The organism is Paraburkholderia hayleyella, assembly GCF_009455685.1.
Taxonomy (GTDB): Bacteria; Pseudomonadota; Gammaproteobacteria; order Burkholderiales; family Burkholderiaceae; genus Paraburkholderia; species Paraburkholderia hayleyella.
The window spans coordinates 2770470-2785799 of the sequence record NZ_QPES01000001.1 but is presented as its reverse complement, the minus strand read 5'-3'; the positions used below and the strand labels follow the sequence as shown (position 1 = coordinate 2785799).

Here is a 15330-nt window from a genome sequence, read left to right as displayed (position 1 = left end):
GCCCGGTGATGCTCCGTTGTACCAAGGCAGGGGAATTGACCAGGTTGTAATGATTTTGCTCGATGTGGCGCAGACGTGGCGCAAACGCGGCGTTAGACGCGCGCCATTTTTGCGCCGGACACCAGCGCCAGATAGCACAGCGCGCTGAGCGCTAGCGCGGGCAGGGTGGCGCCCAGATCGGGTAGCCAGTGCGCGAGCGCATGATAGGTCACGATGCCCACCGCCCACGCCCCGAAAGCCTTGACATGCCAGCCGTGGAAGAAGCCGTAGCGCCCTTGCACATCGGCCAGGGCGAGGGTATCGATCTGGCGTTGTCTGACGATGAAGTGATCGGCCAGCACGATGCCAAAGAGCGGCGCGAACACCGAACCGATCAGCAGCAGGAAATTCTCATACCGCGCCATCGGCACGACGAGCGCGATGAGCGTGCACAGCGCACCGAATGCCGCCGAGAGCCAGGGCACGCTGGCGCGGGTGCAGAACGTGCCGGTTGAGACGGCTGCCGAATGGATATCCGCGAAGGCGTTATCGATTTCATCGAGCAGCACCAGCAACAGCGCGAGGCCGCCGCCCGCCTGGGCGAGGGCTGTGATCAGCAGTACATTGCCGTCGCCCGCACTCAGGCCATACACCGCACCGAGCGCATAGAACCAGATATTGGCGAGCCCATAGCCCAGCAGCGTGCCGCGAAAGGTTTCACCCGCGCGGCGGCCGAAACGCGTGTAATCCGCGATCAGCGGCAGCCATGAGAGCGGCATCGCCACGACCAGATCGACGCCCCCGCCGAACGACATCGTTCCCGTGCCCGGACGACGCATCAGCGCCCCCAGATCGTGCATGGCGAGTAGGCTCCATGACAGCCAGAGCGCGCCGGCCAGCAAGAGCCAGAGGCCCCAGGTTCGCAAAAAACGGCGCACAAACGAGAGCGGGCCGGTAATTGCCAGCAGCGTCGCCAGCAGGCCAAAGAGCAGTGTCCAGACAAGCGGCATCGAGAGCCCAAAAGCCTGCCTGACCAGCGCATCTGCTGCATCGCGCATCACGATGATTTCGAAAGCGCCCCAGCCCGCCAGTTGCAACGCGTTCAGCATGGCGGGCGCGCGGGCGCCACGGACCCCGAGCGTCGGGCGCAATGACGACATGGCGGCCAGCCCGGTATCGGTACCAATCACGCCCGCCAGTGCCAGCAGCGTCACGCCGAGGGTGCTGCCCAGCGCGATGGCGGCGAGCGCATACGGCAGCGCCAGCCCCGGCACCAGCAGCGCACCCGCCTGCGCCACCAGCAACCCGATCCCGAGCGAGAACCACAGCGCGAACACATCGCGCGTGCGAAAGAGACGCTGGGCGTCGGCGACAGGCACCAGTGGCGCGTAAGGGGTAGAGGCGCCGGGTGCAGGCGTAGGCGTCATGAATCGGTCTCGCAGAAGGGGAAAAGGAAGAAAGAAGGCCGCCGCTCACGGCAAATCGGCCAGGCGAAAGACGGGTGCCGGCCGGCCGCACGCGTGGCCAGGGTGAAGAACGGAGCATGGCCTGATAGATGCACCCAGGAGATGCACCCAGGCGCTGTCATAATGCACCACCGCCTTAGCGTGCTTTTGCGCTCTTTCGCTGTTGCACACCGAGGTGTTCGAAGCGAAAGAAGGGGGGCGAAAGCACCGAAGTGCCGAAGCGCCGTGTCTCCCCGTCCCCCGCCTGAACAGCCGAGATTATCCCCAAAACATCATGTTTGAAGAACCCCGTGCCACTGCGCAGATTTTTCGTCTTTCCCATGGTTCTGTGAGGGAACGCCATGCCTGACCTGTTCGCTCAAGAGCCTGTTGCGCCACTCGCTGAAGCGCTTCGCCCCACCACCCTGGACGAGGTGATCGGGCAGTCCCATCTATTGGGTGAAGGTAAACCGCTGCGCTTGGCCTTTCAGTCGGGCAAGCCGCACTCCATGATCTTCTGGGGGCCGCCGGGGGTGGGCAAGACCACCTTGGCGCGCCTCACGGCCAGGGCTTTCAAGTGTGAATTCATCGCGTTGTCCGCGGTCTTGTCGGGTGTCAAGGACATCAGGGAGGCCATGGAACAAGCGAGGCAATTTCTTGCACAGGGCAAGAACACTATCTTGTTCGTAGACGAAATTCACCGGTTCAACAAGTCTCAACAAGATGCCCTGCTGCCTCATGTGGAATCAGGACTGTTCACCTTCATTGGGGCTACCACCGAGAACCCTTCGTTTGAAGTCAACTCGGCTTTGTTGTCGCGTGCCCAAGTCTATGTCCTGAAATCACTGACAGACGAAGAGTTGAAGCAGCTGCTAGTTAGAGCCAGGGAAGAAAACGCCCTGGGTGATTTGGAGTTTGAAGACAAGGCTGTCGATACCATTGCCGGGTATGCGGACGGTGACGCGAGAAGGTTCCTGAATCTCCTTGAACAGTGCAAAACGGCTGCGGGTGCGGCGGGTGTCGCCAGGATTGATACCGATTTCATTCAGAATGCTCTGACCTTGAACAGCCGGCGTTTTGATAAAGGCGGGGACAACTTCTACGACCAGATTTCCGCCTTGCACAAGTCGGTGCGCGGTTCTCATCCAGACGCGGCGCTTTACTGGCTGACACGCATGCTGGATGGCGGGGCTGACCCCCGGTATCTGTCGCGGCGGATTGTGCGCATGGCCTGGGAAGACATTGGTCTGGCTGACCCACGAGCCATGCAGATCGTGAACGATGCGGCCCTGACCTATGAACGGCTGGGAAGCCCTGAAGGCGAGTTAGCTTTGGGGCAGGCCGTTATTTATCTTGCAATGGCTGCCAAGAGCAATGCGGGTTACAACGCCTACAACCAGGCAAGAGCCTTCGTGAAGCAGGACAAGAGCCGTGAGGTTCCGGTTCATCTACGCAATGCTCCAACAAAGCTCATGAAGGAACTGGGCTACGGTCATGAATACCGGTATGCCCATGACGAACCTCATGCTTATGCGGCGGGTGAAACCTATCTTCCGGATGGCATGGCAGAACCCGGTTGGTATCAGCCTGTGCCAAGAGGGCTGGAGGTCAAGATTGGTGAGAAGCTGGCTTTCTTGAGAAAGCTCGATGAAGAGCCCGGCAAATAGGATGGAATAGGGCGAAATAGGGCGAAATAGGGCAAAAGTGAAGAACGAATAGAAAATCAGGAAAGCGGCAACATTTAACATGTGGCTTATCGCCCATGAACCGATCAACGATCATGACAGACTCTGGAGTAAGCATTGGCCGGGCAACCGAAGCAGACCTGGACGGAATCGAGGCGCTTCTGACGGCCAATCTCATCGAACACGGCGGCATGCTGGAGGCAGAGCTTCCCCGTTCGCGTCTTGTTGCAATGATGCGCGGCATGCCGTTGATCGTAGCAAGGCGTGACGGCCGCATCACGGGTTTTCTCATGAGCACGACTCGCGCCATGAGCGGTGGAATGCCGATTGTTCGCGCCCTGTTCGATGCCTATGCGGGGACGGCGGACACCTATGTCTATGGCCCGGTCTGTGTTGACGCCGCCGAGCGTGGCAAGGGGCTGGCCGCGGCGATGTTTTCCGCGTTGCGACAGCTGGAACCAGGCCGCGAGGGGGTGCTGTTCATCCGCACCGACAACGAGGCATCGCTTCGGGCGCATCGGCGTATGGGCATGCAGGAAGTCGCCAGGTTTGAACTGAACGGCGCCGATTTCGCCGTTTTTTCCTACATCGGCTAGCCGAATAGCCGCAGCGGCCATGGGCCGGCGCGGATGCGCTCCTTGCACTCCTTTGGCCGCAGTGCTATCTGTCCGGCTCCCGCCGACATAGGGTGCGTTAAAATCTTGGCTCAATTAACGAAGACCGTCTCCTACTCATGCTCGACATCCAGCTGCTGCGCCGCGACCTCGATGGCATCGCTCAACGCCTCGCCGAGCGGGGCTATACCCTCGACGCCGCCACCTTCTCCACGCTTGAAGCCGAACGCCGTGCGCTCCAGTCTCGCACCGAGGATATGCAAGCTCGCCGCAATAGCCTGTCGAAGCAGATCGGCGCCATGAAAGGCCGCGGCGAAGACACTCACGCCGTGATGGCCGAAGTAGGCGGTCTGGGCGATGAAATGAAAGCCTCTGCCGCGCAACTCGAGGAGATTCAGCAGCGTTTGACCGCGCTGTTGCAAGGCGTGCCCAATCTGCCGCACGACAGCGTGCCGCCGGGCCGGGACGAAAGCGGCAACGTCGAAGTGCGCCGTTGGGGCACGCCGCGCAACTTCAATTTCGAGATCAAGGATCACGTGGATGTGGGCTTGCCGCTTGGACTCGATTTCGAGACCGGAGCGAAACTTTCAGGTGCGCGTTTTACGGTGCTGCGTGGCCCGATGGCGCGGCTGCACCGTGCGCTGGCGCAGTTCATGATCGACACCCACACGCAGCAGCATGGCTACACCGAGCTGTATACGCCTTATATCGTCAATCCCGAGGCGCTTTACGGCACAGGTCAGTTGCCAAAATTCGCCGACGACATGTTCCGCGTCGAAAAGGGCGGCGGCGAACACACGGTGACGCAATACCTGATTTCGACCGCTGAAATTTCGCTGACCAATACCGTGTGTGACAGCATTCTCGAAGCCAGCGCGCTGCCTGTCAGGCTGACTGCGCATTCCCCGTGTTTTCGTTCCGAAGCGGGCTCATATGGGCGAGATACACGCGGCATGATTCGTCAGCACCAGTTCGACAAGGTGGAAATGGTACAGATCGTCGAGCCTGCAACGTCGTATGACGCGCTGGAACAGATGGTTGGACACGCCGAGGCGATCTTGCAAAAGCTTGAGTTGCCGTACCGGGTGATGACGCTGTGCGCGGGCGACATGGGTTTTTCCGCGAGCAAGACCTATGACCTGGAAGTCTGGTTGCCCGCACAAAATACTTACCGCGAAATTTCCAGCTGTTCGAATACCGAGGCGTTTCAGGCGCGCCGGATGCACGCGCGTTACCGCAATGCGCAAGGCAAGCCGGAACTGGTACATACGCTGAATGGTTCGGGGCTAGCCGTGGGGCGCACGCTGGTTGCGGTGCTGGAAAACGGACAGAACGCCGATGGTTCAGTGACGCTGCCCGCCGCATTGCGGCCGTATCTGGGCGGAATGGAGCGGCTTGAAGTGGCTTGAAGCGGCTGCAGGTGCTTGAACAGCAGGAGTGAAATAGCCGAAGGGGGCTTGGAAAGTCGCTTCGGCTGCTCTATAATCGCCGCTTCGCCGAAGCAACGACCCGCTCGGCGAAATAGTCAAATAGTAAAAATGGCAGGTCAAACAAAACGATTGTGTGATTTTTAATGGTTTTGGTTTCTGTCGCAGTAACAGCACCCCCGGAGAGGTGGCAGAGTGGTCGAATGTACCTGACTCGAAATCAGGCGTACGGTTTTCCCGTACCGTGGGTTCGAATCCCACCCTCTCCGCCAGTTAAATGAAAAAAGCCCTTGATTTTCAAGGGCTTTTTTCATTTCTGAATACTTGATCCGCTGGAGGTTCCTCCATCGTCAATTCGACTGCGCGCCAAGCCTTCAATGCTAGACGGGGCGATTAAATCGGGAGAATAGTTCATCGTCTCGATATGGCTGCTCTGGCGTTCGATCCGTGATCGGTGCGTTTGATTGCCTTGTTTGAGTCTCACCTTCTTCATCAGGCTTAACCAGAAAACCCCGTAAGTTCAAACGCGTAAAAAGGCGTCTTGTCTCTCTAGCCGGGCAAGACGCACTCCATTGCCCCAAAGCCCCACCTCAAACAAGCTCATTCACAGACCACGCTCGGGGTACCCGATGAAAATTCCGGTCGAAGTAAATGAGGCTATCTCCGTCCGCACGCACGCGGATCACGGTGATCTCAACAAACATCACGGAATGCGAACCGACTTCTTTGGCCTCGACGATGCTGCCTTGCAAACTGGCGAGCGCACCGCGCAACACCGGCACCCCATGCTCGCCCTCATCCCATACCGGCAACCTGAAGCGTGCTTCCATCGCTAGCCCTGTCATGCCCGCGAAATGGCGCGCGATATCTTCAAGGCTGGCCGGAATCACGTTGATACATACGTTGCCGTTGCCATTGAACACCCCATGCATGGCGCTGGAGCGGTTTAGGCAGACCAGCAGCGTTGGCGGTGTATCGGTGACGGAGCAAACGGCGCTCGCGGTGATGCCGCAGCGCCCGTGTGGCCCATACGTCGTGATGACGTTGACGGCGGCGCCGAGGTGCGCCATGGCTTGCCGAAACTGCTGACGGGCATGATCAGCTGCGGCGGGTGTTTCAGTCTCGGTAGCGTAGGCGGACATGCCAATGTCTCCGGTTTGAGGTTTGAGGTTTGAGGTTCGAGGTTTGAGGTTTGAGTTCGGGGCGGGCGATGCCGTGTTCAGGTGCTACATATGTGCTTTGCGAGCCTGTTGCCGACTAGCTATCATGCGACGCCGGGCCCCCTGCGTGTCCCATGAAACCGGACCGCTGCAACGACACACTGTTTATGACCGATTCCGCTCCCATGGTCTATATCGTCGACGATGACAAGGGCGTGTGTACGTCATTGGCATGGTTACTCGAATCGGTCGGGATTCAATCGCGCAGTTTTGTTAGCGCGACGAAATTTCTTGCGGATTTCGACCCCGATGTACCGGGCTGCCTCGTGCTGGATGTGCGCATGCCTGAAGTGAGCGGTTTCGATGTGCAGGCGGTGCTTAACCGTCGTGGCGCGATCTTGCCCACTATTTTTATGAGCGGACACGGTGATATCCCGATGTCGGTGCGTGCCTTGCAGCAGGGCGCGATTGATTTTGTCGAGAAGCCGTACAACGCGCAGCAGATGCTTGAGCGCATTCAGCGTGCGATGAGGCTCGCATCGCAGCGCCATGCGCAGGGCATGCGCCAGCGGCGTCTGCGTCAGCGTATTGGCACACTCACGGCGCGCGAAAAGGAAGTGCTGTGTGGCCTGATCGAAGGCAAGGCCAGCAAGGTGATCGCGGCTGAGTTGTCGATTAGCGTGAAGACGGTGGATGTGCATCGGGCAAGCGTCAAGGAAAAGCTGAATGCAGGCTCGATTGCGACGCTGATGCGTGACGTGCTCGAGGTCTGGGAAGCTCCCGGCGAGCAGCTGCTGTGACGCATGCGCTCGCGCGGGCTTGAGCGTTGGCGCTGTCAGCGCATATACAACCCGCCGTTGACGTCCCAGCACGCGCCGTTGGCAAAGCCGGCTTCGGCGCAAGCGAGCAGCACAGCGATATCGGCGATATACGTCGCCGAGCCGAGTTTGCCGACCGGAATGCCAGCGATGATTTGCTCCAGCTTGTCGGCGGGCACGCTTTCATGAACGACAGGCAGATCGAGTGGCCCCGGCGAGATGGCATTGACCGTCACGCCGTAGGCCGCGAGGTCTCGCGCGAAGACTTTGGTCAGCGTGATGGCGCCGCCCTTTGCCGCGGCATAATGCGCGCCGGTTGCCGATCCGCCATTCTGTCCGGCAAGCGAGGCGATGTTGACGATGCGTCCTGCGCCGCGATGGGCGAAATACTGGCCAAAGACCTGGCAGCCATACAGCACGCTGCGCAGATTCACGTTGATTACCTGCTCGAATTGCTCCGCTGTGATCTCCATGACGGGCACGACCTTCGATGCGCCTGCGTTATTGACGAGCACATCAATGCTGCCCCAGCGCTCAAGCAAGGTATCGCGTGCGGCTGCAAAATCGGCCTTCGCTGTGACATCGAGTTTCAAGGCGAAGGCGCTCGAGCCGTCGGTGCTTAACTCGCGCGCAAGCGCTTGAGCTTCTTCGATAACGATATCGCCTAACGCGACCTGGTAGCCGGCGTCATGAAAGCGGCGTGCGACGACCGCACCCAGGCCGCGGGCCGCGCCTGTAACCAGCACGGTTCTAATTTGTTTCGTCATAAGGCTTGTTCCATGGTGCATGCGGTGCGCCCTGGTGGTGCGCGAGCATCGTTTCGATGTGCGCGGCCACGGCGCATACCTGTTCGTCCTGTCCCTTGCGGCCGATGATCTGCAAGCCAGCCTTCAGCGTGGAAGTTTTGAGGGGAATGGGGAGCGTGAGCGCAGGATGTCCGCTTAGATTGAATGGCCGAATCAGCGCTGACATGCCGAGCACCGAAGTGCCGGTGCGGGCGGCTTCGAGTGTGATGGGTAGCGCGGGTAGGGTCGGCATGACGAGCACATCGACTTGATCGAGTGCGTGATCGACTTCGTCGCTGAAGCTGCGGCGCACCCGCTCTGCGGCCTGGAGATCGGCCAGGGCTGTATTCGATGCAGCACGCAAGCGCGCTTCGATATCGGCACCGAGTTTGCCGTTCCCAATGAGATGACCGAACGCGCGCCACGTCTCCGCGTTGATGATCGTGAGCCCCGCAGTGAAAGCAGGCTTCATCGAATGCAGTGTGATGCGGTGCGTGGCGAGATCGGCGCATGTCATGGCCTCGGCCAGGGCTTCGGTGATGTCTTGTTCCGCTTCAGCGTCGACGATGCCAATGCGTGTTTTTGCTATGGCGCACGATGCCTTGTCTGCCTGGAAAGACGGATCAATGGCTCTCATCACGTCGATGAGCGTCTTCATGTCACGGGCGAACGGGCCGACGCAATCGAGTGTCGTCATGCCCGGCATGATGCCTTGGCGTGAGACGCGTCCAAACGTCGGCTTCAGGCCGATTACGCCACAGCATGCGGCAGGACCGCGCACCGAGCCGCCGGTATCCGTGCCAAGCGCCGCATCGACGAGTTTCTGGCCCACGGCCGAAGCCGAACCGCTCGACGAGCCTCCAGGAATTCGCGTCACGTCCTGCGGATTCGGTGGCGTGCCGTAGAAGTCGTTGATGCCGGTCATGCCGAATGCGAGTTCATGCATGTTCGTTTTGCCAGTGATACGCCAGCCTGCATCGAGTAGACGCTGCACGACTTCGGCATGTTGCGTGGCGACCGGCGCAGCAGCGAGTGCGAGGCTGCCTGCGGTGGTGGGATAGCCCGCGATGTCGATGCTGTCCTTGATGGCAACTGTCGGCGCCTCTGCACGTGGATGAGTGCTGAGATCGAACGCCTGTAAAAATGCGTTCATCAAGCGGCTCCTTGCGCGGGACTGACGGGCCATGGCGCAGCGAACAGACGCTCCGTGCGGAAATGCCGGATCAACCAGGTTCGATGGCCATGCGGTGAGGGCACGAAATCGACTTCGAGGCGTGCGGCAATGAGTTCGGTTTTGGCATCGGCATAGCGGGAAGCCTGCAGCATGATCCAGCGTCCCTTCGCCGTATCGCCGTCCACTTCAATGTGTTCGGTGCTCAAAAAATGCACGTTGCTGGCGAAATGCGGCTTGGGCGGCAAGTAGCGCTGAAGCATCGGGATGATGCTGTCGTGTCCTTGCAGGTAACCGAACTTGCTGCTGTAAAGTGGGCCGATGCCTTCCCACACGGCATCGTGGGTGAACAGCGCGGTGAACGATTCGCCTTCGAGCGCGCCAGCAGGTACATCGCATAACGCCATATAACGCGCGATTGTCTTGCGTACTGCGTTCTGTGCTTCGAGCGCGCTGATGCGTGCCTGCAGGGCTTCGATGAGAGATTCGGTCATCGCATCACACATTGTTTGTGCCCGGCGGGACGCTCAGTGCACGGCCCACGCGCGCTTCGATCTTGCCGTAGCGCCACAAACTGAACTGACCCACTGACGTTGTGCGATACAGATTGCAGACGGCCACGGCCGTATCGAAGCTTGCGACGTCGGCCATGATGTAAAAGGTCCACGGCGCGCCATCGGCGTGGCCGACAACGAGATGGTCATCGTCCATCATGCCGAGCACGCGCACGTCCTCCATCGCCTGGATGGCGTGGAGCATCTTGCCGTAGGCTTGCCACACTTCACCGGTCTGCTCACGCGGCAAGTCGAAGAAATTCTGCGAGACGCCGCAGCAAAACAGCACGCGCAGGGGAAGGTGGCGGTTATCAGTCATGGTCACGGGGACTCCCTGGTTCGATTGAATGAGAGGCTTAGAGATAGCCTGGAATCGGCGGGACGCCGACGAACACCGCGCCCGCGCCGTCGTAGTTTCCTTCGCCGAGGAAGGCATGCTGCGTGACCACCATCGCGTCACGCACCAGGCGTTGCAGTGGGTGATTGCGATAGATCGCTAATGTGCCGCCGAGCCGATAGGCGCGATTCACGACGTCTGCACCGTCGCGTGCGATCTGCGTGGCCGACAGGCGTAACAGGCTCACTTGCTCTGGTGTGACGTCGTCGCCCGCGAGAATCGTTTGCCACACGCTGTCGGTCGTTTCGTAGAAGAACGCGCGGGCTGAGCGCAACTGGGCTTCGGCTTTGGCGAGTTCGATGCGGTAGTACGCGCGGTCTGCGAGTGGCGGGGCACCGGTCGTCGTTTTGCGGCCGCCCGCCATGTTGTTTGCGACTTCGAGCGCGGCGCGCGCCAAGCCAAGGTTCACGACGGCAAGCACTTGCGCCGCATAGGCGAGGGCTGGATAACGATAGAGTGGTTCGTCGAGGCTCGGCAGGCCGCCGCGCACGAAGGTCCAGTCTTGTGCGACGAACTGGTTCGTCACGCGCAGATCGTGGCTGCCCGTGCCTTGCATGCCAACTACGTTCCAGTTCTCGACGATCTCGACCTGATCGGGCCTCAACACCGCGGTATGCGGTTTGCCCGGTGCCTGTGCTCCATTGCCGGTGCCATTGCCCGTGCCGATGCCCACGCCGAGCCAGTCCGCACCCTTGCAGCCGCTGGCGAACTTCCACGTACCGTTTACCCGATAGCCGCCTTTTTCCGCTGTGGCGTTCTGCAGCGGAAAAAGGCCACCGGCGAAAACCTGATCGGGGCCATCGGCGTAGATCGCACTTTGGGTGTCGAGTGGCAAGGCGGCGAGATACTGGTTCGCGGAACCGAAACTGGCGACCCATGCCGTGGAGCCATCGACCGCGGCGATGCGTTCGATCAGCGCAAGAAATTCGCCGGGTGCGCGCGCATCGCCGCCGAACCGCTTTGGCGTTGCCGCGCGATAGATGCCGGCGCGCTTGAGTTGAGCGATGACATCGCGGGGAACATGCGAGAGGCGCTCGAACTCTTCGCGTCGCCGCGCGATGTCGGCAATTACGTCATCGAGTGTGAGTTCATCGCCCTGGACGATGCCGTCTTCTTTCGTGAATGCAGCAGTGAGGGACATAGAATGTCTTCGTACCGTTTATTGTTGAAGGTGGGGCGTGGCGGAGGTGTGGAAGAGACACCATGCAAGCAGTCTGGAAGTGCAAAAAATTCAAAGCAATTGGGAGAAACGGTGTGGTGTATGAGGGAAATCCCACATCGGCTAAAGAAAGCTTTAGCGCAGTGAAGCGTCAAAGCAAAAAGCCGATGGCATTGAGCGCTTCCGTCGAATTGATCAGGCGCACGACCTTTTCGGCCAGCCTCGGTTCGCCGCTTGTCATGCTGATCTTGTGTGTCAGATCGGCAGCGAAGAGGGTCGATACGCCGCGCTTGTACGCGATGATGAGCTGCGCTGACTTCACTTCGATCTGATCCGGAAGCTCGTGCGAGAGCGTGAAGCGCGAGACAGTGCGCACCGTGCGCGCTGCATCCGCGGCGGATACCGAATAGCCCGATGTCATGCGCTCCACGCGCAGTTCACGCATGTGCGGGTCGTCGTAGGCGTAGTTCAGCGTGGAGGCGAAGTCGCTTGTCTCCGGGTTGATCGGCACCACGTAAAAACCTTTCGGCTCCCATAGTTCGAGCCACGCATGATAGTCACGACGATCGAGCAGTTCGGCTTCATGCCAGATGAATTCGATCGCACGCGCGAAAGTGGAGTGGGAAAAGAATGCGTTGCGCTCATTCATCACGTTTGCTCCATCATGGCGTGCCATTGCCGGTAGGCTTCGCGCATGCCGGTTTCGTCGGTCGCGTGCGCGGTTTTCTCTCCGTTTGGCGCGGTGGTTTCCCGCTTGAGTCCGCGATTCACGAGAATCGGAACATCAGGGCCGGCATGCGCGCCACGCTGTACGCGCTCCCATGCTTCGGCGTCGTCAGGGCTGCCAAAGCCGAATGGGCCCTGGAAGTGTTCGTGAATGCGCAAACGCACGCGGTTTGCTTCCTCCGGGCCGCCGTCCATGGCGAGCGCGATGTGGCGAATCTCGGTTTCATCGACAGAGAGCGGCCGCAGCACGCGGAAGAACGACATCGACAGCGCCAGGTTGGGGAACAGATTCAGGTTGAAGCCGACACCCATCAGCGAGCGCACGATGCGGCGCACTTCTTGCGGCGCGTGTTTTTCCGCGAGTTGTGCCGCGAGCTCGTTGAAACGTTCGGGCAGGGGGGCGCCATCGTCCAGTTCCAGATCGACGCTCTCGGGCATCAGCACTGCAAGGCTGTGACCGTTTCCCAGTGAACGGCAGAACGCCTGATCGCTCGTCATGAAACGGGTTATTGCAGCAGCGGTTTCAGCGTCGATGGACTTCATCCATGACTTGTGCACCACGGGAAAGTGATAAAGGTCCGTGGTGTTCTCAAGCTGAATTTTCCAGTTGCCCTTGAACTTGAACTTGTGTTCGCCGTTGACTTTGAGCGGATAGCCCGCGCCTTGCTTCATGAACAGGTCGATCCACGGTTTTGCCCCGCCGAGAAAGTCTTCGAGGGCTTCGATCCCGTCATTAAAGCTGGCGAAGATCAGGCCTTGATAGAGGCCGACGCGTAGCGTGTTAAGCGGCAGATCGCCTTTCTCGCATACGCCCTCATAACCGTCGCCGTAGGGCAACGCGCGCAGCGTGCCATCGAGTGCATAAGACCAGTTGTGATACGGGCAGGTGAAGCCTTTCGCGTTGCCCTTGTGCGCTTCGCATACGGTCGCGCCGCGATGACGGCAGCGGTTGTGCAGCACGCGCACCGTGCCGCTCTTGTCGCGCACGACGATGACCGGCTGGCGGCCGATGATCGTCGTGATGAAATCGCCAGGATTGGGCAATTCGCTTTCGTGGGCGACCCACACCCATGTTTTGTAGAAGATGCGTTCGAGTTCTTCTTCGAACAGTTGCGGATCGTAGTAAAGGGACGGGGCGATGCGAGCGGCCCCGGCACGCGTGGCGAACGTGCGGGCATCAATGGATTGATAGATCGGCATACTCATCGTGTTCGTGGGGAATTGGAGTGAGTAACACAAGGAAGGCTAAACAACATCAAACATGAACATTCACGCTTCCTCTCGTTGACATCAGTCTCGCTTTGCGCAGAACATGCGTCAAATTGATTAAAAACAGGTCGCCAGATAAGCGTGGCCGATATCTCAAGAACCTCACGAACCTCACGAGTGCCCCATGACATCCATTGATCACGTTGATCTCAATCTCTTGCGCGTGTTTCAGGCCATCGTGGAGGAGCGCGGCCTGACCAGGGCGGGCGAGCGGCTTGCGCTGTCGCAGCCTGCTGTGAGTTACTCGCTCGGGCGCTTGCGCTCGTTGTTCGATGACCCGCTATTTATTCGTACGCGCTCCGGCATGCAGCCGACGCCTGTCGCGCTTGAGCTCACGGAGATCGTTGGGCGGGCGCTCGACACGGTGCGTGAGGCGCTGCGCTACGCGGAGCATTTCGATCCGGCGACGAGCACACGCACGTTTCGTCTTTCGCTTTCAGACGCGGGAGAGGTGGCGTATTTGCCCGTGCTTTGCGCTGCACTGCAGAAAGCCGCTCCGCGCGTAAAGCTCGTCATCGAGCCGTTGCCGGTGGAGGAGATCGAAGAAGCGCTGCGTTCCAGCCGGCTCGACTTCGCCATCGGCAACCTGCCTGCATTGCTGTCGCGCACACGGCATGGCTTGCTGTTCGAGGAGCCGTATGTGTGCATGACGCGTGAGCGCCGGGGCTTGCCGGCTGGCAACTCGCTGAAGCTCGAACAGTTTCTCGCGGCGTCGCACGTTCAGGTGCGCTCGCTCGAACATAGTCACTACACGCTTGACGACGCGCTGCGTGCGCAGGGCGTGGGGCGCAATATCGCGCTGGCATTGCCGCACTTCGTCGCGGTGCCTGGCGTGCTGGCCGCGACGGACCTGTTCGCCACGCTGCCGCACCGGCTCGCGCATATTCTCAATCGCGGCAATGCATTCCGCGTTTACGCATTGCCCGTGCATTTGCCGAAAGCAGCCGTGACGATGCACTGGCACGAACACTTTCACGAAGACGAAGGTAACGTCTGGATGCGCAATCTGATGATCGACATTCTGGCCAGCTTTACGAAAATGTAGATGCGATAGAGGCAGAGGCAGGGCTTAGAGGTTGAGCACCAGCACGGGAGAGCGCGAGCGCGACACGCAACAGCAGATCACGCTGTTGCTCGCGCGTTCCGCCTGGCTCAGGCAATGATCTCGATGTTCTGGCTCGCCGCTCATCACATCGACCATGCATGTACCGCACACGCCCTCGCCGCATGAGGTGTCCACTTCGATGCCGATGGATGCGAGGGCTTCCACGATGGACGTATCCGCCTCGACGTGTACGGTTTGACCTGTACTTGCAAGCTGCACGTCGAAACTGCCGGGCGAGGTTTCCGCCGCGGCTGCGGGATCGGCCTTGAAGCGTTCCAGATGAATCGCCGTGGCGGGCAGGTGCGCTTGCGCATGCTCGACGACGAGGTCCATGAAAGGCGCGGGGCCACAGGTGTAGACATGCGCGCCGGGGCCTGCCTGGCACAGGCAGGCATCCAGTGTTGCGGCAAGCGCGTCGCGCGCGACAGCGAAATGCAGCGTGACATGTGTCTCGAACGGTTCACCGCTGAGACGTGTCATGAAGGCCGCATGCGCTTCGCTGCGCGCGAAATAGTGCAGCATGAAGCGTGCATTCTGCGCGGCGAGGCGATACGCCATCGACAGCAATGGCGTAATGCCGATTCCCGCGCCGATCAGAACATGCTCGCTAGCGCTTTCTTCCAGCCGAAACAGGTTACGCGGTGCGCTAACCGAGAGCTCGGTGCCGACGCTGACTTCTTCATGCAGCGAACGCGATCCCCCACGCGATGGCTCTTCCTTTTTCACGGCGAAGATTTGTGAATCGAGGCATTCGGGATCGCCGCATAACGAGTATTGACGCATGATCCCTGACGGGCTCATGACATCGATATGTGCACCGGGTGTGTAGCGCTCGAAGGGCCGGCCATCGAGACGTGAGATGCGAAACGAGCGCACGCCGTGCGCTTCTTCGCACAGGGCATCGACCCGGACTTTAAGAATTTGATGAGCTTGCATGACGCTTTTCGATGACCTTGCATGGGGTCGTGCATTGAGAGGTATTGAGATTAGCGCCGCGTTCATGAGAACCCAAATCAGTTAAAAAGCCCCAGGCTCA

Annotated in this window: 15 protein-coding genes and 1 tRNA gene; 6 read left to right on the top strand and 10 right to left on the bottom strand. The window is 59.9% G+C overall.

All coding sequences use genetic code 11. The annotated features are described in order from the left end of the window. Window positions 1-92 precede the first annotated feature (92 nt). Window positions 93-1406: a putative hydroxymethylpyrimidine transporter CytX gene (cytX, locus tag GH657_RS12280; protein ID WP_153101122.1), complete on the bottom strand. Its 1314-nt coding sequence runs from the start codon at window positions 1404-1406 to the stop codon at window positions 93-95. Between the two features lie 380 nt (window positions 1407-1786). Between cytX and GH657_RS12275 the strand changes: the two genes are divergently transcribed. The 4 genes from GH657_RS12275 to GH657_RS12260 all read left to right on the top strand — a co-directional run bounded on the left by GH657_RS12275 (window position 1787) and on the right by GH657_RS12260 (window position 5422). Beyond that, entirely contained in the window at window positions 1787-3091 is a 1305-nt protein-coding gene (locus GH657_RS12275; protein WP_153101121.1) for a replication-associated recombination protein A, read from the top strand. Window positions 3092-3204: 113 nt separating this feature from the next. Then, window positions 3205-3705, top strand: a complete 501-nt coding sequence (locus GH657_RS12270; RefSeq protein WP_153101119.1) for a GNAT family N-acetyltransferase — start codon at window positions 3205-3207, stop codon at window positions 3703-3705. A gap of 137 nt (window positions 3706-3842) precedes the next feature. After that, window positions 3843-5132 (top strand): serine--tRNA ligase, encoded by a 1290-nt coding sequence (gene serS, locus GH657_RS12265; protein ID WP_153101117.1) that lies wholly within the window; start codon window positions 3843-3845, stop codon window positions 5130-5132. A gap of 199 nt (window positions 5133-5331) precedes the next feature. Further along, a tRNA-Ser gene (locus GH657_RS12260) sits at window positions 5332-5422 on the top strand. A 318-nt stretch (window positions 5423-5740) separates the two neighbouring features. Here the strand turns inward: GH657_RS12260 and hpaC are convergent. Beyond that, window positions 5741-6292 carry a 4-hydroxyphenylacetate 3-monooxygenase, reductase component gene (gene hpaC / locus GH657_RS12255; RefSeq protein WP_153101115.1) on the bottom strand — a complete coding sequence of 184 codons (552 nt, stop codon included), beginning with the start codon at window positions 6290-6292 and terminating at the stop codon, window positions 5741-5743. A 185-nt stretch (window positions 6293-6477) separates the two neighbouring features. Between hpaC and GH657_RS12250 the strand changes: the two genes are divergently transcribed. Next, window positions 6478-7110, top strand: a complete 633-nt coding sequence (locus tag GH657_RS12250) for a response regulator transcription factor (protein ID WP_153101114.1) — start codon at window positions 6478-6480, stop codon at window positions 7108-7110. A gap of 35 nt (window positions 7111-7145) precedes the next feature. Here the strand turns inward: GH657_RS12250 and GH657_RS12245 are convergent, their stop codons facing one another. From GH657_RS12245 to GH657_RS12215, 7 genes are all read right to left on the bottom strand, one after another. Further along, the gene (locus GH657_RS12245) at window positions 7146-7895 is read right to left on the bottom strand and encodes an SDR family NAD(P)-dependent oxidoreductase (protein WP_153101112.1); all 750 of its coding nucleotides are present in this window, start codon (window positions 7893-7895) and stop codon (window positions 7146-7148) included. After that, window positions 7879-9066, bottom strand: a complete 1188-nt coding sequence (locus tag GH657_RS12240; protein WP_153101110.1) for an amidase — start codon at window positions 9064-9066, stop codon at window positions 7879-7881. The genes GH657_RS12245 and GH657_RS12240 overlap by 17 nt, the downstream gene beginning before the upstream one ends. Continuing rightward, window positions 9066-9578: a nuclear transport factor 2 family protein gene (locus tag GH657_RS12235; RefSeq protein WP_153101108.1), complete on the bottom strand. Its 513-nt coding sequence runs from the start codon at window positions 9576-9578 to the stop codon at window positions 9066-9068. Before GH657_RS12235 ends, GH657_RS12240 begins: the two co-directional genes overlap by 1 nt. A 4-nt stretch (window positions 9579-9582) precedes the next feature. Then, window positions 9583-9957 (bottom strand): hypothetical protein, encoded by a 375-nt coding sequence (locus GH657_RS12230; RefSeq protein WP_153101106.1) that lies wholly within the window; start codon window positions 9955-9957, stop codon window positions 9583-9585. Between the two features lie 37 nt (window positions 9958-9994). Further along, window positions 9995-11176, bottom strand: coding sequence for an acyl-CoA dehydrogenase family protein (locus GH657_RS12225; RefSeq protein WP_153101104.1), 1182 nt, complete (start codon window positions 11174-11176; stop codon window positions 9995-9997). 169 nt (window positions 11177-11345) lie between these two features. Beyond that, window positions 11346-11843, bottom strand: a complete 498-nt coding sequence (locus tag GH657_RS12220) for an aromatic-ring-hydroxylating dioxygenase subunit beta (RefSeq protein ID WP_425495742.1) — start codon at window positions 11841-11843, stop codon at window positions 11346-11348. Further along, a complete protein-coding gene (locus GH657_RS12215) occupies window positions 11843-13126 on the bottom strand; it encodes an aromatic ring-hydroxylating oxygenase subunit alpha (protein ID WP_153101101.1) in 1284 nt (427 codons plus the stop codon). The genes GH657_RS12220 and GH657_RS12215 overlap by 1 nt, the downstream gene beginning before the upstream one ends. Window positions 13127-13313: 187 nt before the next feature. Here GH657_RS12215 and GH657_RS12210 point away from each other — a divergent pair, with 187 nt between their 5' ends. Further along, on the top strand, window positions 13314-14234 hold the full coding sequence (locus GH657_RS12210) for a LysR family transcriptional regulator (protein WP_153101099.1): 921 nt from the start codon (window positions 13314-13316) through the stop codon (window positions 14232-14234). Window positions 14235-14258: 24 nt separating this feature from the next. On the opposite strand, the gene GH657_RS12205 is transcribed toward GH657_RS12210, so the two are convergent. Then, the gene (locus GH657_RS12205) at window positions 14259-15230 is read right to left on the bottom strand and encodes a PDR/VanB family oxidoreductase (RefSeq protein WP_153101097.1); all 972 of its coding nucleotides are present in this window, start codon (window positions 15228-15230) and stop codon (window positions 14259-14261) included. Between the last annotated feature and the right edge of the window lie 100 nt (window positions 15231-15330).